This is a genomic window from Arsukibacterium sp., assembly GCF_041616895.1.
GTDB lineage: Bacteria > Pseudomonadota > Gammaproteobacteria > Enterobacterales > Alteromonadaceae > Alishewanella.
The window spans coordinates 14,434-31,760 of the sequence record NZ_JBFJPY010000008.1 but is presented as its reverse complement, the minus strand read 5'-3'; the positions used below and the strand labels follow the sequence as shown (position 1 = coordinate 31,760).

The 17,327-nt window shown below is 50.2% G+C and carries 13 protein-coding genes and 1 other RNA gene; 11 read left to right on the top strand and 3 right to left on the bottom strand.

What is annotated here, in order from left to right:
• Window positions 1–2 precede the first annotated feature (2 nt).
• Both rsmI and rnpB read left to right on the top strand, forming a co-directional pair.
• Window positions 3–854 carry a 16S rRNA (cytidine(1402)-2'-O)-methyltransferase gene (rsmI, locus tag ABY802_RS02830; protein WP_372625491.1) on the top strand — a complete coding sequence of 284 codons (852 nt, stop codon included), beginning with the start codon at window positions 3–5 and terminating at the stop codon, window positions 852–854.
• 21 nt (window positions 855–875) lie between these two features.
• Window positions 876–1,244, top strand: an RNA gene (gene rnpB / locus ABY802_RS02825) — RNase P RNA component class A.
• 136 nt (window positions 1,245–1,380) lie between these two features.
• Here rnpB and ABY802_RS02820 read toward each other — a convergent pair.
• Both ABY802_RS02820 and ABY802_RS02815 read right to left on the bottom strand, forming a co-directional pair.
• Window positions 1,381–2,889, bottom strand: a complete 1,509-nt coding sequence (locus ABY802_RS02820) for a tryptophan halogenase family protein (protein ID WP_372625490.1) — start codon at window positions 2,887–2,889, stop codon at window positions 1,381–1,383.
• A gap of 96 nt (window positions 2,890–2,985) precedes the next feature.
• Window positions 2,986–5,856: a TonB-dependent receptor domain-containing protein gene (locus ABY802_RS02815; protein WP_372625489.1), complete on the bottom strand. Its 2,871-nt coding sequence runs from the start codon at window positions 5,854–5,856 to the stop codon at window positions 2,986–2,988.
• Between the two features lie 325 nt (window positions 5,857–6,181).
• Between ABY802_RS02815 and ABY802_RS02810 the strand changes: the two genes are divergently transcribed.
• Both ABY802_RS02810 and ABY802_RS02805 read left to right on the top strand, forming a co-directional pair.
• A complete protein-coding gene (locus ABY802_RS02810; RefSeq protein WP_372625488.1) occupies window positions 6,182–7,510 on the top strand; it encodes an SH3 domain-containing protein in 1,329 nt (442 codons plus the stop codon).
• Window positions 7,511–7,521: 11 nt separating this feature from the next.
• The gene (locus ABY802_RS02805; protein ID WP_372625487.1) at window positions 7,522–8,616 is read left to right on the top strand and encodes a dipeptide epimerase; all 1,095 of its coding nucleotides are present in this window, start codon (window positions 7,522–7,524) and stop codon (window positions 8,614–8,616) included.
• Between the two features lie 37 nt (window positions 8,617–8,653).
• Here ABY802_RS02805 and ABY802_RS02800 read toward each other — a convergent pair whose 3' ends face one another.
• Window positions 8,654–9,499, bottom strand: coding sequence for a MurR/RpiR family transcriptional regulator (locus tag ABY802_RS02800; protein ID WP_372625486.1), 846 nt, complete (start codon window positions 9,497–9,499; stop codon window positions 8,654–8,656).
• Window positions 9,500–9,893: 394 nt separating this feature from the next.
• On the opposite strand from ABY802_RS02800, the gene mraZ reads away from it, so the two are divergent.
• From mraZ to mraY, 7 genes are read left to right on the top strand one after another with little or no spacing between them, the layout of a single operon-like run.
• On the top strand, window positions 9,894–10,358 hold the full coding sequence (gene mraZ / locus ABY802_RS02795) for a division/cell wall cluster transcriptional repressor MraZ (protein WP_372625485.1): 465 nt from the start codon (window positions 9,894–9,896) through the stop codon (window positions 10,356–10,358).
• Entirely contained in the window at window positions 10,359–11,318 is a 960-nt protein-coding gene (gene rsmH, locus ABY802_RS02790; RefSeq protein ID WP_372625484.1) for a 16S rRNA (cytosine(1402)-N(4))-methyltransferase RsmH, read from the top strand.
• Window positions 11,315–11,623 carry a cell division protein FtsL gene (gene ftsL, locus ABY802_RS02785; RefSeq protein WP_372625483.1) on the top strand — a complete coding sequence of 103 codons (309 nt, stop codon included), beginning with the start codon at window positions 11,315–11,317 and terminating at the stop codon, window positions 11,621–11,623. The genes rsmH and ftsL overlap by 4 nt, the downstream gene beginning before the upstream one ends.
• On the top strand, window positions 11,620–13,371 hold the full coding sequence (locus ABY802_RS02780) for a penicillin-binding transpeptidase domain-containing protein (RefSeq protein WP_372625482.1): 1,752 nt from the start codon (window positions 11,620–11,622) through the stop codon (window positions 13,369–13,371). The genes ftsL and ABY802_RS02780 overlap by 4 nt, the downstream gene beginning before the upstream one ends.
• Window positions 13,361–14,836, top strand: a complete 1,476-nt coding sequence (locus ABY802_RS02775; protein WP_372625481.1) for a UDP-N-acetylmuramoyl-L-alanyl-D-glutamate--2,6-diaminopimelate ligase — start codon at window positions 13,361–13,363, stop codon at window positions 14,834–14,836. The genes ABY802_RS02780 and ABY802_RS02775 overlap by 11 nt, the downstream gene beginning before the upstream one ends.
• Window positions 14,833–16,251 carry a UDP-N-acetylmuramoyl-tripeptide--D-alanyl-D-alanine ligase gene (gene murF / locus ABY802_RS02770; protein WP_372625480.1) on the top strand — a complete coding sequence of 473 codons (1,419 nt, stop codon included), beginning with the start codon at window positions 14,833–14,835 and terminating at the stop codon, window positions 16,249–16,251. Before ABY802_RS02775 ends, murF begins: the two co-directional genes overlap by 4 nt.
• On the top strand, window positions 16,245–17,327 hold the full coding sequence (gene mraY, locus ABY802_RS02765; protein WP_372625479.1) for a phospho-N-acetylmuramoyl-pentapeptide-transferase: 1,083 nt from the start codon (window positions 16,245–16,247) through the stop codon (window positions 17,325–17,327). The genes murF and mraY overlap by 7 nt, the downstream gene beginning before the upstream one ends.

Sequence of the window (17,327 nt, the reverse complement as noted above, 5' to 3'; positions counted from 1 at the left end):
ATATGACGAAACAAACCGGAATTTTATACGTTGTCGCCACCCCGATAGGCAATTTAGCGGATATCAGCGAGCGCGCTATCACTACCTTAAATCAGGTTAGCTGTATCGCCGCTGAAGATACCCGCCATACGGGCAAATTACTGGCGCACTTAGGGGTGCAAACCCGCACTCTGGCATTGCACGATCATAATGAAAAGCAACGCGCGGCCAGTATTATTGCTCGCTGTCAGGCTGGCGAAGACTTAGCACTGGTATCCGATGCGGGCACGCCCCTGATCAGCGACCCGGGTTATAGCTTAGTACGGCAGTGCCGCGAAGCAGGGGTAAAAGTGGTGCCTATCCCAGGGCCTTGCGCGGTCATTACCGCCTTGTGTGCGGCAGGCCTGCCAACCGATAAATTTTTGTTTATTGGTTTTCTGGCGGCGAAAAGCACTCAGCGCCAGGCGCAGCTTGCGGCGTTACCGGCCGATGTTGGCACGGTAGTGTGTTATGAAACTGCAAGGCGCATTCAGGCATGCCTGGACGATGTCGCGCTGGTACTGGGCGCCGATCGCGAGCTGGTATTGGCGAAAGAGCTGACCAAAACCTTTGAGGCCTTTTGCCATGGTACCGCAGCAGAGATCCAGGCCTGGCTTAACGACGACCCGCAGCGCTGTCAGGGCGAAATGGTGCTGATGATAACCTCAACGCCAGCCAGAGCAGTCAGTGAAATCAGTGAGCAGGTGCAGCAAACCTTAAAAATTTTGCTGGCTGAACTGCCAGTGAAACAAGCTGCAGCGCTGACCGCGCAAATTCATAATGAAAAGAAAAACCCACTTTATAAGCTGGCATTAGAATGGACTGGTGCCAACTGATAAATAGGGTATAATCCGCGCTGAGTTGGCCAAGACAATCGCTGCTTGCGCAAGCAAGGGGAGGAAAGTCCGGGCTCCACAGGGCAGGGTGCCAGGTAATGCCTGGGAGGCGTGAGCCTACGACCAGTGCAACAGAGAGCAAACCGCCGATGGCCCGCGCAAGTGGGATCAGGTAAGGGTGAAAGGGTGCGGTAAGAGCGCACCGCGCGACTGGCAACAGTTCGTGGCACGGTAAACTCCACCCGGAGCAAGATCAAATAGGCCCTCTATGGCGCGGCCCGCGTTGAGGGCGGGTAGATTGCTTGAGGCTTAGGGCGACCTAAGTCCTAGAGGAATGATTGTCACTCTGGCAACAGAGCACAGAACCCGGCTTAACGGCTAACTCACCTAAATTAATAAAAACCGCGCTAAGGCCAGACCTTAAGCGCGGTTTTTTTATTGTTAGTTTACTTTCTGGAAAAAAGCCCGCACAAGGCGGGCAAAAGGTACCAGGAACAGGGGGTAGAAGCTTATACCGGCAGATCAGTTACATTACTTTTGCTTGACAAAAGCGGGCAATAAATGCGGCATGGTCGGGCATTGCAGCAACATTATCTGTTACTTGTTTTTGCAGCATGGCTAACTGTTCATCTAAATTAGTGGCAGAAAATTTATCCGCAAGCGGATGATAACTTTGCGGATAAATTCCCTGGCCATTCAAAACAGACAGCCAACTAATATCACTAAATAACTCATTATTTTCTCTGAAAATCCTCCCGGTCCGACGGTACAGCTGAATTTTATCATTCAGACTATCTGGCACATTCATCGTCCGGCAATAACGCCAGAAATCTGAATCATCCCGCTCATTAGCTTTATAGTGCAGAATAATAAAATCGCGGATTTGCTCCATTTCAGTAGTACTGTACCGGTTAAAGGTTTTAATGGTTTCTTCAGCAAAGGTTTTATCCGGGAATAAGCTCAGCAGGCGGGAAATGGCCGACTGGATTAGCTGAATCCCGGTTGATTCAAGCGGTTCCAGAAAGCCAGCGGCCAGCCCGATAGCAACACAGTTTTTTTTCCAGGGCTCGCGTCGACGTCCGGTTTGCCAACGTAGCAGGTTTGGTTCCGCTTCCGGCGGGGTCAGCATGGTGTCATGCAACACCTGCAATGCCTCGTCATCGTCAACATAGTGACTGCTGTAAACATGACCATTGCCCACTCTATTTTGCAGCGGAATTCGCCACTGCCATCCGGCAGCCTGCGCAATAGATTGGGTATATGGCCTGGGTGGTTCAGTCGAAGCACAGGGCTGAGCAATGGCGCGATCACAAGGTAGCCAGTGACTCCAGTCTTCAAAGCCTGAATGCAGAGCTTGTTCAATAATCAGCCCCTTAAAGCCGGAACAATCAATAAAAAAATCTGCTTCTACCTGCCTACCATCAGCCAACAGCAAAGCGTCAACCCGGCCTGTTACAGGGTTTAGCATCACTTCTTTCATCTGACCTGCATGGCGTTTAACACCGCGTTTCTCGGCAAATTGACGTAAATACACAGCATAGGCCACGGCGTCAAAATGAAAAGCATAATTGACCGGCCGTGCGGGTGAGCCCTGACGTTCTAATACCGGGGTAAACTTGCCAGCGCGTGCTGCCATAGCTTCCAGACAAAAGGATTCAAGCGGCTGCTCAGAGCCGCGTTTTAACCAATAGTGATGAAAGGGCACGCCAGCCATATTGGTGCCATACGGACCAAACGGATGCATGTAGGCTGTACCGGGTTTGTACCAATTAATAAACTCTATACCGAGTTTAAAGGTGCCTTGGGTATGCCGTAAAAAGTCCATTTCGTCCAGGCCAAGTAGCTGGTTAAAAGCGCGGATTTGCGGGATGGTCGCTTCTCCCACTGACACGGTACCAATACTTTCGGATTCTACTAACTCAATTTGTAGAGATTGATTGCCAAGTACCTTTGAAAAAGCAGCAGCTGTCATCCAACCAGCGGTGCCGCCACCCAAAATACAGATACGTTGAATGGCATCATTAGTTATTGTCACAAACGGACTCCTGCTTTGTGGAAAAAACTAAGCGACCTTTTGGCCGCTTAGTTACAGGTGGCATTAAACCCAGATTGTTACATCATAGGACGTATTTTAGAACCTGTACGTAGCCAGCAAGGTAAATGCCCGGCCTCTCGGATCTGCTACCCGGGGATCAAAAGCTGCACCTGGTGAAAAGTCATTCTGGTGCGCTGTAAACGGTGGATCCCGGTCAAACAGGTTTTTGATACCTAATGTTAAATCCAACTGCTCAAAGCCTTTATAAGTGACACTGTAGTTATAGGTAGTATAGCTGGTCACAACCGGATTCCAGTTGTCCGGGCGCGTATTGCCAGAGGCGATACCTGGTGGTACCTCGTCCAGATAGCTGTCGCGGAACATTTGGATTAAGTTATGGGTCCAATCGCCACGGGTCCAGTTAAAGGCAATGGTATGTTTCCAACGCAATGGAATATTGCCCCGACTGTGTGTTCCAACCAGGTTGTCACCAAACTCAGCATTTGGCAGGATCCTTTTACGATCTTCAATCAGGTAACTACCGTTGAAATTTAAGCCCCACCGGCCACCATACAGCTCGCCACTGAAGTTTGCATTGGCTTCCACACCAGAGGTTTTACGTTCACCAGCGTTCACCCAGCGTCTGTCAATCGTTGTCAGGTTGCCGCTGCCGTCACGGATAAAGTTGTCTTCAAACAACTCAAAGTTATCAATCAGTTCATCAAAGCTGAGGGTCTGAATAGTGCCTTCTTTGTTAATCTCCCAGTAATCAACGCTGAAGGTAACCGTATCAACGGGCGACCATACCAGTCCGATGTTAGCCTGATCCGACTCTTCAGGCCCCAAGTCCTCTTTACCACCAAACAGCATTGTTGGTTGTAACGGTGTTGCGCAGTTCGGATCGTCTGGATTAACCTGCCCCCCCGGACATAAAGCCGGATCAGCAAAATCAAGTCCAGTGTACGGTAGTTCGGTTACCCCGTTAAACAACTGATTGAATGACGGTACGCGAAAGCCTGTGCTGTATGCCGCGCGCAACATCAGATCCTCTGTTATGTCGTATTTTACAGAAACTTTTGGGTTGGTGGTGCCACCAAAACCATCATAACGGTCATGGCGCACTGCCAGGTTAACTTCTAAATCGTAGGTTATCGGAATAAGCGCTTCGACAAACAATGCTTTGATGTTGCGGCTGACATCATCCAGCGCATTGGCATCGTCAAAAGGGGCGCCATAAATAGTCTGTCGATTATCTGCTGCGCGTCGATCACCCTGGAACTCATAGCCTTCGCGCCTGAAATCGAAGCCGCCAGCGACCATTATTTCACCACCAGCCAGTTCCCAACCTGTGCTACCACTAATTAAACCGTCAATTTGCAGCATAGTGGTTTTACCACCAAACAGCACCACGCCTGCGGCAGAAGCTCGTTCTAAAGCCGCCATCCCGGCACTGCTTTGTGACTGACCTGCAAGCAGAAACGGATTAATGTCGCCACTGCCTAAACCTTCGGCTAGTAAACTTGTAAAATGATAGCCCGTACCCAGTTCCGACTCTGCTTCACTTGATGCATAAGAAATACCGGCTTTATAATCCCATTTGTCATCAAACAGCATCCCTTCAAGGCCAGCTAGTAAGCGATAGGCTTTGGTAGTAGTCTCAATTTCGCGTGGACCACAATCAATACAACGCCAGCGATAAGCGATGGGTGCACCACGATTGATTTGGTCTTCACCATAGTGATCAGCCAGGGCATTAGCAATAAAATCATAGGATTCACCTGTGCTGGGGTACCAACCGCCACTACCAATAGCCCAAGGGGTAATTTGATTAGGTTCAAACACTTTATTACTGGTAACTTCTGAGCCCACCACTTCAACAAAAGCTTGATGTCCGCCATCCAGCATAAAGCTGCCGCGGGAGACCAGATTTAAATTTTCAACCGGTTGTTGTAAAACAGAAGCCCGGGGGTAATCCCAGGCGCAGCTATACAGTTCATTAGAGCGATTCCAAAGTGCACCGGCATCAACACCCATACCTTCACCACCTGCGGCACAACCTGCCTGACCAGGCAAAGCCAATACGTTCAGTACGGACTGTTCAAGACCTGTTTCCGGGTCAATTAACCCGGTACCTATCAGGTTGTAGTTGCCATTACTCGGGTTACTGGCATCACCGAAACGATCATTCACCGAGGCAAACGGCGTACCCCGGGTATCAGGTGATAAACCACGGTCAGCTTGGAAGGTGTTGGTAAAATCGCGATCTGTGCCACGTAGAATTTCCGCTTTACTGTACGCCAGGCTAGCCATCAAATTGTAGCCATCTTTGTACAAGTCGCCTTTTCCGCCTAAGATATTGAAACGGTAAATATTACCACCGCCATCTTGGGTATGGTCTATAAATGTCGATGCTTGCACGCCATTGTAGTTTTTCTTAAGAATAAAATTAATGACCCCACCAATCGCATCTGTGCCATAGACGGCAGAAGCGCCATCCCGCAACACTTCAACACGCTCAATGGCTTCAAAAGGAATTGAATTAAGGTCAACTGCCCGGCCTTGAATGCCATGCGTGGCTACCCGGCGCCCGTTAAGTAATACCAAAGTTGAATCCCGGCCCTGTCCACGCAGGTTGGCGCTGGAAGCCCCATTATTACCGCGCTCTTCACCGCCAACAATGCCGGCATTACTGGATAAGTTGTCGTTTGAATTACCACCAATATTCAAGTTCAGCATCAACTGGTCAACGTTGGTGATACCTGCCGCATCAATATCTGATTTAGAAATAATAGTCAGTGGCAACGCACCTTCCATATTATGGCGCTTGATACTGGAACCCGTCACCTCAATACGCTCTATTTTAGTATCTGTGTCAGTTGCATTGGGCGGCGTTTCACTTTCCTGCGCAATAACTTGCGTACTGAGGCCTGCTATGGCAAGGGCCTGAATAAGTTTGGTCAACTTCATCACTGTCTCCTGGATTTGCAGTTGTGTCTTATTATCGCTATCCGTTAGTCGGGTTCTGAGCGCCCGTTTTTATCGCTGCAGGCAGATGTTTATTTTCTGCACAAAATTAACATAGCAATAAATTTTTGGTTTTGAAAATAATTTATGCTAAAAATTATTAATAATTGGAATATTTGATTCTATTTGCAGCTATGATAAAAGTCAGTCGGCATTTTTCCGATGCTGAAAAGAGGACAAAATGAGACTAGGTTATTGGTTATTATTAGTTTTATGCTTAGGCAGCGGCTGTTTTCAGGAAAACGTTTATGCGAAGTCAGATATTCCTATGTTAAAAACCGATCATCTTACTGCTGACTTCTGGCTGACAAAGGTCGCAGATGCCGATCAGCTTTTGTTAACTAATGCGCAAATCAGTACCAGAAATAAAGATACCTTTGCCAGGCAATCAGAAATGACTGAACTGGCCAGCCTGGCGGATAGCTTAACTGCAGCTGCCCTGAGCGAGCGTATTCAAAAAGCAAGCGCCACACCGGCGCAGCCGCGTTTTTATGCTGATGGTACTGCACTCAGTGCACAGCAATGGCGGGCCTACCAGCGTAATCTGAATACTGAAGGGGTACAAGCTGACAACCCGGTCCGGTTTGCTTTGGTTGTTAAACGCACTGACTTACGCAGCATGCCAACCACCGATCGGGTGCATAACGAAACTATGGCACTGGATTTAGACCGTTTTCAGGAAACCGCGTTATTTCCGGGAGAAGCGATAGCGGTATTGCACCGCAGCCGGGATAATAACTGGCTGCTGGTGCAAAATTATCATTATACCGGTTGGGTGCAGGCAAAGGATGTTGCACTGGGTAACCGCCAGCAAGTTCTGGATTACGCTAAGCAGCAACCGTTTTTGGTGGTTACCGGCGCCAGGGCTGTTACCAGTTTTACTCCTGAGATGCCGGCGATATCTCAGTTGCTGCTGGATATGGGTACCCGTTTACCCTTGTTAAGCACAAAAGACACCGGCCATAATGTGCACGGCCAGAACCCCCATGCCAGTTATATTGTCAAATTACCGCTCAGAATGCCCGACGGTAGTCTGGAATTTACACCGGCCCTGATCGCTCGTCAGCAAGATGTCAGCGAGGGCTATTTACCCTACACCACCGCGAATATTTTGCAGCAGGCTTTTAAGTTTCTGGGTGATCGCTATGGCTGGGGTCATGATTATGACAGTCGTGACTGCACCGGCTTTATTATCGAAATTTACCGCAGTTTTGGCATACTGATGCCAAGAAACTCCGGCCAGCAAGGCGAGGGTAGCTATGGCCGGAATGTGCGCTTTACCAGCCAAAGCAGTCACGAAGATAAACTGGCGGCAATCAGTTCGGCCCAGCCTGGCGACTTAATTTACCGGCCTGGCCATGTCATGTTGTATTTAGGCAAAGATGATGGTGAGCCTTTTGTGATCCATTCCGTGCATGACCTGGCGTATTTTACTACCACTGCTGAACCTGGCGCAGACAGCAACGTGGCAGTTACTCAACCTGCGTTGTACCGGGGCATTTTAAATGGGGTGGCGGTAACACCGTTAACCCCGCTGCAGCTGACGGCTGACAGCAGTTATCTGGATAAAATATACGCGATTAAATCATTGCGTTAACCGAGGCAACTATGAAAATTACCGATATCCGGCTGGGCATGCTTACCATACCACTGAAAACGCCTTTTAAAACGGCGCTGCGCACCGTACAGCAAATTGAAGATGTGGTGGTGATGATTGAAACCGATACCGGCCATATTGGCTATGGTGAAGCCCCTGCCACCGCGGTAATTACCGGCGATATTCACGGCTCAATAATCGATGCCATTAAAAGCGTATTAAAGCCGAAGTTGATAGGGCAGCAAATTGCTGATCTGAACCATATTATCCGGCTGATCCAGAGCGCGATAATGAAAAACTATAGTGCCAAAGCTGCGGTTGAGATGGCGGTCTATGATTTGTTTGCTCAGCTATACCAGGCACCGTTATATAAAATACTGGGCGGCGGCGTGCCGAAAATAACCACCGACCTTACCATCAGTGTCGATTACATCGACAAAATGGTTGCCGACTCCTTAAGTGCCATTGACCGTGGTTTTGAAACCCTGAAAGTGAAAGTAGGCAAAGACATCGGGGTAGATATTGAGCGGGTTAAGGCCATATATGCCGCCGTGGCAGGCAAAGCCCTGATCCGGCTGGATGCGAACCAGGGCTGGACGGCCAAAGAGGCGGTTTATGCTCTGCGCAAACTGGAAGATGCCGGGGTGCGGCTGGAATTAGTAGAACAGCCGGTAAAAGCTTACGATTTAGAAGGCTTAAAATACATTACCGAACGGGTGCATACCCCGGTGATGGCAGATGAAAGTAGTTTTGGCCCGCGCGAAGTGATTGAACTGATTAAAATGCGCGCCGCCGATATTATTAATATTAAACTGATGAAAACCGGTGGTATTGCCAATGCCATTAAAATTGCAGACATTTGCTCGTTCTACGATATGCAGTGCATGATAGGCTGCATGCTTGAAGGCAGTATCAGTGTGGCGGCAGCGGTGCACGTGGCGGTGGCGAAATCAGATGTGATCACCAAAATAGACCTGGATGGCCCGTCGTTGTGTGCCTTTGATCCGGTACGCAGCAGCGTCAATTTTAATGACGCCGACATTACCATTGGTAATGCACCGGGCCTGGGTATCACGGCTATCGACGGCCTGAAAATGCTGCCTTAGCATAATGAGTGTTGAGTGTTGAGTGTTGAGTGTTGAGTTATGGTTTTTCAAGCAGGCCCAGCAGCTCTGTGCTCTCTGTCAGGGCTAAATCATTGTTCTGCCAGTGACAAAGCTGCAAGTAAAGCATATGACATAAATGCTGCTGCGCTAGCTGGGTTAATAGCGGGTTCAAGCGAATATCTTCCTCCGCACTAAGCGTAAATAACGTAATATCGGCTGCCAGGCTCTGGGCATTGGTTTTATAGCTGGTTAACGAGATAATTTTCAGCTGGCGGCTTTTGGCATAGTGCTCCAGCTTCAGCAAATCATTGTTCTGGCCAGAATCAGATATCAGCAACAGTACACTGGTATCGGTTAAACTGCGGGCCATTTGCAGCGCTAACGCCGGATCGGCATGATGCAGTGCCAGCTTACCCAGCTGCAATAACCGAAACTGCATATCAGCCACCACAATCGCTGACTTGGCAAAACCGGCCAGTAGTATTTTATCGGCACTTTGTAATAAACGGGCTGCCTGCAACAAGGTTTTTTCATCATTAATGGTTAATAAGGTACGCAGGTGTTGTTGCAGGCTGAATTGCAAATGTTCACCAATGCCCAGTAAGCTGCCATCTTCATTGTTTTTATCTGCCTGGTCCCGGCTCATGGTACTGGCAGTAACCACTGCTTCATTAATTGCCAGCTTAAGGTCGGGATAACCTTTGTAACCAAGCTTTTGGCAAAACTTAACCACGCTGGATTGACTGATCCCGACCGCATCGGCCAGTTGCTGCGAAGAGTAGTCGCGCAGCATATGGGCATTATCCAGAATAAATTCGGCCAGCTTGCGTTCAATAACCGACATCTGGTCAAGCATGCCACGGATCTTCAGTAAACTCAGCATAGGCGATGGTCTTAGGCTCTGCCGGCAAGGTTACCAGCTAAAAAAATAATTATGCGATATGTAAATTTATATTGAATAATTTATTCGGCAATAGCAAGTTTTCCCGTAAAAAAGCCGCCAGCCCGGAATAAACTTTCCATTCGCTGTTACTTTACTAAATGCCGCCTCACCACTTTTCCCCACCAAAATCATCAACTTCAGCCGGGCACCTGTTTTTACTGGATCTATATCGATCAGCAGGCGCTGTTTTTACCTTGACATTGGTTAAAGCTGAGCCCTAAACTGTATCGTTGTGGGGATTTGTGGGTAATTGTGGATCATTTTGGAATTTTCCAATCGATTCATGCTGGCGCTGCGTTAAAATTCGCAGCCAGATTAACCAGGCAGATAAGTTATGTTTCGTGGCTCGTTTACACTGACATTGGACGATAAGGGACGGTTGGCGCTACCTGCGCGGTACCGGGAAATCCTGCTGTCTGAAAATCAGGGCCACTTGATCTGCACCATCGATTTACACGACCCCTGCTTATTATTGTATCCGCTGGCAGACTGGGAAGAAATAGAAGAAAGACTGAAGTCCCTGTCCAGCCTCAACCCTCAGGAACGCCGCTTGCAGCGTTTATTGCTGGGTAATGCCACTGACTGCGATATGGATAAAAGCGGCCGTATTTTAGTGCCGGCGCCACTGCGTCAGCATGCCGGTCTGTCTAAGAATATCCGACTGGTCGGGCAGTTAAATAAATTCGAAATCTGGGACGAAGCCGCCTGGCATGATCGCTTAAATGCGGATATTGAATTAGAACAAGCACAGGCAGGCACCGTCGAGTTATCTGAACGATTACAGGACTTTGTACTGTAAATGACTAGCCAAGCCCATATCTCTGTCTTGCTTACCGAAGCAATTGACGGACTCGCGATTAAAGCCGACGGTGTTTACCTGGACGGCACCTTTGGTCGTGGCGGTCATAGCCGGGAAATTCTAAAGTTACTGGGCCAGCACGGCCGTTTATACGCGATAGACCGCGATCCCTCCGCCATTGCTGCTGCAGCCCCACTGCAAGCCGATGCGCGTTTTCACATCACCCACACCCCCTTTGCCGCCCTGGCAACCGTGGCTGAGCAACAACAGCTCAGTGGCAAACTCGATGGTATTTTATTGGATTTAGGCGTGTCTTCGCCGCAGCTGGATGATGCCGACCGGGGCTTTAGCTTTATGCGCGACGGCCCGCTGGACATGCGGATGGACCCCAGCAGCGGATTGTCTGCGGCCCAGTGGCTGGCTACTGCTGATGTTGAAGATATCAGTTTTGTGCTGCGTGAATATGGTGAAGAGCGCTTTGCCTGGCGTATCGCTCAGGCCATTGTGGCGGCCAGAGAGGAAACTCCGTTCAGCCGCACCGCGCAGCTGGCCAAATTGATCAGCGATACTGTGCCAAAAAGCCATAAAGAGAAAAAGCACCCTGCTACCCGCAGTTTTCAGGCTATCCGTATTTATGTGAATAGCGAGCTGGAACAGGTTAATCTGGCCTTGCATGCCGCTATGGCTGTGCTTAAGCCCGGTGGCAGATTGGTTGTTATTAGCTTCCATTCGCTGGAAGATCGGCTGGTAAAACAGTTTATGCGCCGTTATTCCAAAGGTGAGCCGGTACCACGTGGCATGCCGTTAACCGATGCCCAGTTAAATAAAGCTATTCCGCTGAAGCTGATTGGCAAAGCCATAATGCCATCTGACGCAGAGCTGGAGGCGAACCCGCGGGCCCGCAGCGCGGTGCTACGCATTGCCGAAAAGCAAGCCATAGCAGAAGGACAGGCGCTATGAGCCAAATTCAGCTGGAACGGTTAATCAGCCAGGACTGGCGTCAGCATAAGCTGGCGGGGGTGTTGTTATTAGCTTGCATTGCCTCAGCACTGGCCGTGGTGTATCTGGCCCACTTAAATCGTCAGCTTACCATTGCTCAGGATAGTTACTATCAGCAACGGGATCAGCTTGATACCCAGTGGCGCAACTTGCTGCTTGAACAACGATCGCTGGCCGAACACAGCCGGGTTGAAGATATTGCCAGGCGCCGCCTGAATATGCAGCGACCCAGTGGCGAGCGAGATATAATGGTGAGGCCGCAATGACCGCCAAACCCCGTAAAAGCCAGGCCAAAGCCCGCCAGTATCCGTCAGTGATGAGCTGGCGTTTTGCGTTTGTCATGGTCATGCTAATCTCAGTGTTTATTGGCTTACTGGCACGCGCCGCCTGGTTACAGGTCATTGAGCCTGACATGCTGGTAAGCCAGGGTGATCGCCGCAGTTTGCGGGTAGAGGCCGATACTGTGATGCGTGGCATGGTGTTCGATCGCCATGGCGAAGCACTGGCGGTCAGTGTGCCGGTTGAGGCTATCTGGGCTGATCCGAAAATTGTTATCGAGCGCAACGCCCCAGGGGATGAGCGGCGCTGGCATGCCCTGGCCGATATTATGCAAATGACCCCGCAACAGCTGCTAAGCCGGGTAGGTGATGATCCGAAGCGGCGCTTTGTTTATTTGCAGCGCCAGGTCAATCCGGCGGTGGTGGACTACGTTAAAAAACTGAAAGTACCGGGTATTTACTTCCGCCAGGAATCAAAACGTTATTATCCGGCAGGCGAAGTGACTGGCCAGCTAATTGGCTTTACTAACGTTGATGACGTTGGGGTGGAAGGCATTGAAAAACGCTTTGATGCACTGCTTACCGGTACGGCCGGGCGTAAAGTATTCCGCAAAGACGCCAAGGGCCGTGAAATTGAAGTACTGGAGCGCCAGGACGCCACCGCACCCGCCAATATACAACTGAGTATTGATCAGCGCATTCAAACCGTGGCTTACCGTGAGCTGAAAAAAGCCGTGTTATCCCATGGTGCAACGTCCGGCTCGGCTGTGGTGGTTGACGTGGCAACGGGCGAAGTTCTGGCCATGGTAAACAGCCCGTCATTTAACCCAAATAACCGACGCAATACGCCGGTGCATCGTTTTCGCAACCGGGCTATTACCGATACATTTGAGCCGGGTTCGACCATGAAGCCACTGGCGGTATTAAGTGCGCTGGAGTTTGGCACTGCGACTCTGGATACCATCGTAGATACGCACCCGGGTACCATGCGCATTGGTGGCAGCTGGGTCCGCGATCCGAACAATTATAAAAACCTTGATTTAACCGGCATTATTCAGAAGTCCAGCAATATGGGGGTGGCTAAGCTGGTACTGGAGATGCCGCATCAACATGTGGTGGCCTTATACAACAATATGGGGCTGGGCGAAGACACCGGCCTTGGTCTGGCGGGCGAAAGCAGTGGTATTTTCAGCTATCGGCAGCGCTGGTCCGATTTTGAACGGGCCACTTTCTCTTACGGATACGGCTTATCCGTTACCGCAGTACAACTGGCCCGCGCCTATGCCACGATGGCCAATGGCGGCATTAACCGTCCGCTGAGCATTATTAAGAATAACGAACCCGAACCTGGCCAACGCGTACTAGCAGAAAAGCACGCCCTGGCAATGCTGGAAATGATGGAGGCCAACATTGGCCCCGGTGGCACTGCAACCAGAGCTCAGGTACAAGGTTACCGGGTTGGCGGCAAAACAGGCACTGCCCGTAAAGCCATCGCCGGTGGCTACGGAGATGATTATATTGCCTCGTTTGCCGGGGTAGGTCCGATCTCTAATCCTAGTATTGTCACAGTAGTGGTAATTAACGAGCCGGCCGGAGACTTTTATCACGGCGGCGAGATTGCGGCACCGGTTTTTGCCAGTATTATGGGGGCCACCTTACAGCTATTAAATGTCACACCTGATGCCGACACCGGCCCGGCGTTAATCAGCCGCACTGGAGGTCGCAATGGCAACTAATCAACTTCACATATGGTTGCCTGAGCTGGCGTCGCAGTTAGCTGATCGGCCGCTGCGCCACTTGCAGCTAGATAGCCGCCAGGTAGCAGCTGATGATGTTTTTGTGGCCCTGCCAGGCACTCGTGCCCATGGCAACCAGTATATTGAACAGGCATTAGCGCAGGGCGCGGCACTGATCCTCACCGACAGGCTGGATGAGCAGCATCAGCCACTGCTAGATGATCGTATTGTCGTGCTGGCCGATTTAGTCAGCCGGATGCCACAATTGGCTGCCCGTTTTTATCAGCAGCCACAAAAGCAGTTGCAGTTAGTTGGCATTACCGGCACCAATGGTAAGTCGAGCACCAGTTGCTTTGTAAACCAGCTGGCCGAGCAGTGTGATACGCCAGCAGCGGTAATTGGTACCCTGGGTTATGGTCACTGGCAACAGCTGACACCGCTGCTTAACACCACGCCGCATTATATTGATTTACAACGCATTCTAGCAGAGCTGGTTGAACAACAGTGTCAGCTGGTGGCAATGGAAGTGTCGTCCCATGCCCTGGTGCAACAGCGGGTAGCGGGTATGCATTTTCAGGTTGCGGTGTTTACTAATCTAAGCCGTGACCATCTGGATTACCATGGCAGCATGGCAGAGTATGGTAGGGCAAAAAGTCTTTTGTTTCAGCCTGATTTGAGCCGCTGTGCCGTACTGAATGTGTCTGATACCCTGGGCAAATCGCTGGCGAGTCGTCACGATATTCCGGTGTGGGTTTACGGTAAAGCTGAAGATTGTCAGGGCCATAGCCGGTTTCTGGGTTATCACCAGCTAAGCGCCACCGAGCAGGGTTTTGAGTGCTTGTTAAGCAGTCAGGCCGGTGAGCATAAGTTGCACTTGCCGCTTCTGGGTGAATTTAATATTCAAAATGCGTTAGCCGCTATCAGCAGCCTGCTGGCGCTGGGCTACGACCTAACAGAATTACTGCACGCGGCCAGCAGCCTGCAACCACTGGCTGGGCGCATGGAACAATTTACGTTCAGCCATGGGGTTACCGTGGTCGTCGACTATGCCCATACCCCGGATGCATTACAGCAGGCATTACAGGCATTACGACTGCACTGTACCGGACGCTTATGGTGTGTGTTTGGTTGTGGTGGCGATCGTGACAAGGGTAAGCGGCCGCTAATGGGCAAGCTGGCTCAGCAGTATGCGGATCACACTATTGTTACCTCAGATAACCCCCGCAGTGAGCCGCCGTTGCAGATTTGTCAGGACATTGCTGAGGGCATGCAGGATGCGGATAATTTCCGGATAGAACCCACCCGCAAGCTGGCAATTAAGCTGGCGCTGGCCAGCGCGCAACCAGGGGATGTGATCCTGTTGGCCGGCAAAGGCCACGAAACAACTCAGACAATCGGGCACGAGCATCATCAGTATGATGAGCGTGCTTACGTGCGGCAACTTATGTCGGAGATGGCATTATGATAACGCTAAGCTGTGCAGAAATAGCCACCCTGATACAAGGGCAGTTAATTGGTCAGGATCAGCCAATCAATGATGTCAGCACAGATAGCCGAACGATAAGCGCCGGAGCCTTGTTTATAGCGTTAAAAGGGCCGAACTACGACGGTAGTCGTTTTATTGCTGATGTTATCGAAAAGGGCGCGGCAGCGATTGTGGTTGAACGGGCCCTGGATTGTGAGCTCAGTCAGATTGTAGTCGCTGATACCCGGTTGGCACTGGGCCAATTGGGTGCGGCGATTAAAGCGCGCGTCCAACCCAAAACTATTGCAGTAACCGGCAGCGCGGGTAAAACAACGGTAAAAGAAATGCTTGCGGCGATATTAAGCCGCTGTGGTCAGGTGCTGGCCACGCAGGGTAACTTTAATAACGACATTGGTGTACCGCTAACGTTATTGCGTTTAACGGCTGAACATCAGTATGCCGTGATGGAGCTGGGCGCCAACCATGCCGGCGAGATTGCTTACACCACCTCGCTGGTAAAACCCGATGTCGCCATTATTACCAATGCCGCGGCCTCGCACCTCGAAGGCTTTGGTGATACCTACGGTGTTGCCCGGGCAAAAGGCGAAATATTCTCCGGCTTACCCGCTGGCGGCATTGCCATTATGCAACACGACAGTGAGTTTACTGACTATTGGCGTAATCGTTGTAAAGATCTGAAAATTATCAGTTTTGTTAGTGATTTTAAAGCGGGCACAACAGCAGAAAGTGCTGGCAAAGCGCAAGACACTGCCGACATCCGGGCGGAGCAAATCAGCTTAAATGCCCAGGGGTGTGCTCGTTTTACCTTGCGCTATGATAACGAGCAGGTTTTGATCCAGCTTAACCTGCCTGGAAAACACAATGTGGCTAATGCTTTGGCTGCGGCGGCGGCTGCCCTGGCGGTAGGCGCAAAGCTGAGCGATGTTCAGCAGGGCCTGGCACAGATGGCGGGAGTCAAAGGGCGTACCAATATCATTGAATTGAGCAAGCAAATTAAGCTTATTGACGATACTTACAATGCCAATGTCGAATCCGTAAAAGCTGCTATTGATTTACTGGCGAGCTATCCGGGCTATCGGGTGTTGCTGCTGGGCGATATGGCTGAACTGGGTGCCAACGCCCGTTTATACCATGAAGAGATTGGTTTATACGCCAAACACGCGGGCATTAATCTGTTATTCACCCTGGGTGTGTTATCACAGAGCGCAAGTGACTTGTTTAATGGACAAGGCGCGCATTTCAGCTCGCGGCAGTCGATGTTAGAACGGCTGATCCCGTTAATTATAACCCAGCAAAATGTCACCATACTCGTTAAGGGCTCACGTAGTGCGAAAATGGAGTTAGTTGTGCAGGACTTGCTAGAACGATGTCAGCAGGAGCGTAGCCCATGCTAGTTTGGTTAGCCGAATATTTAACCCAGTACATTAGCTTTTTTAACGTGTTCAGTTATTTGACCTTCAGGTCGATTCTGGGCGTGTTAACGTCTTTATTTTTAAGCTTATATTTTGGGCCGATCTTAATTGCCAGATTGCAGAAAATGCAAATTGGTCAGGTGGTGCGCAATGATGGTCCGGAAAGTCATTTCTCAAAGAAAGGCACGCCTACCATGGGCGGGCTGCTGATTTTAGGCTCTATTCTGGTCAGTACCTTATTGTGGGCCAATTTGAGCAACAAATATATCTGGGTTGTGCTGTTTGTGCTGGTGAGTTTCGGCGCTATCGGTTTTATTGACGATTACCGCAAAGTGATCCGCAAAGACCCGAAAGGCTTGATTGCCCGTTGGAAGTACTTCTGGCAGTCGGTTTTTGCCATTGTTACCGCCTTATTTTTATATATGACGGCGGAGCGCCCGGCAGAAACGGCGTTGCTGGTACCTTTCTTAAAAGATGTGATGCCCCAGCTGGGCCTATTGTTCCTGGCACTAAGTTACTTTGTTATTGTCGGTACCAGTAATGCGGTGAATTTAACCGACGGCCTGGACGGCCTGGCTATCGTGCCAACCATCATGGTTGCAGGGGCGTTTGCCATTATTGCCTATGCCAGTGGTAACGTTAATTTTGCCGGATACCTGAATATTCCCTATCTGCCCTATGCCAGCGAACTTGTAGTGCTGTGTGCCGCCATGATTGGTGCCGGGCTGGGCTTTTTGTGGTTTAACACTTATCCGGCGCAGGTATTTATGGGTGATGTTGGCTCACTGGCGCTGGGCGCAGTATTGGGCGTGATTGCCATTTTAGTCCGTCAGGAAATCGTGCTGTTTATTATGGGCGGTATTTTTGTAATGGAAACGGTGTCAGTAATACTGCAAGTGGGCTCCTATAAATTGCGGGGGCAGCGTATTTTCCGGATGGCACCTATCCATCACCATTACGAATTAAAAGGCTGGCCAGAGCCACGGGTTATTGTGCGCTTCTGGATCCTATCAATCATTTTTGTACTGGTGGGTCTGGCGACCCTGAAACTGAGATAA

Coding starts and splice junctions, on each gene's coding strand:
- rsmH (WP_372625484.1), top strand. CDS start 10,359: ATGACTAGCCAAGCCCATATCTCTGTCTTGCTTACCGAAGCAATTGAC.
- mraZ (WP_372625485.1), top strand. CDS start 9,894: ATGTTTCGTGGCTCGTTTACACTGACATTGGACGATAAGGGACGGTTG.
- ABY802_RS02775 (WP_372625481.1), top strand. CDS start 13,361: ATGGCAACTAATCAACTTCACATATGGTTGCCTGAGCTGGCGTCGCAG.
- murF (WP_372625480.1), top strand. CDS start 14,833: ATGATAACGCTAAGCTGTGCAGAAATAGCCACCCTGATACAAGGGCAG.
- ABY802_RS02815 (WP_372625489.1), bottom strand. CDS start 5,856: ATGAAGTTGACCAAACTTATTCAGGCCCTTGCCATAGCAGGCCTCAGT.
- ABY802_RS02780 (WP_372625482.1), top strand. CDS start 11,620: ATGACCGCCAAACCCCGTAAAAGCCAGGCCAAAGCCCGCCAGTATCCG.
- rsmI (WP_372625491.1), top strand. CDS start 3: ATGACGAAACAAACCGGAATTTTATACGTTGTCGCCACCCCGATAGGC.
- ABY802_RS02800 (WP_372625486.1), bottom strand. CDS start 9,499: ATGCTGAGTTTACTGAAGATCCGTGGCATGCTTGACCAGATGTCGGTT.
- ftsL (WP_372625483.1), top strand. CDS start 11,315: ATGAGCCAAATTCAGCTGGAACGGTTAATCAGCCAGGACTGGCGTCAG.
- mraY (WP_372625479.1), top strand. CDS start 16,245: ATGCTAGTTTGGTTAGCCGAATATTTAACCCAGTACATTAGCTTTTTT.
- ABY802_RS02810 (WP_372625488.1), top strand. CDS start 6,182: ATGTTAAAAACCGATCATCTTACTGCTGACTTCTGGCTGACAAAGGTC.
- ABY802_RS02805 (WP_372625487.1), top strand. CDS start 7,522: ATGAAAATTACCGATATCCGGCTGGGCATGCTTACCATACCACTGAAA.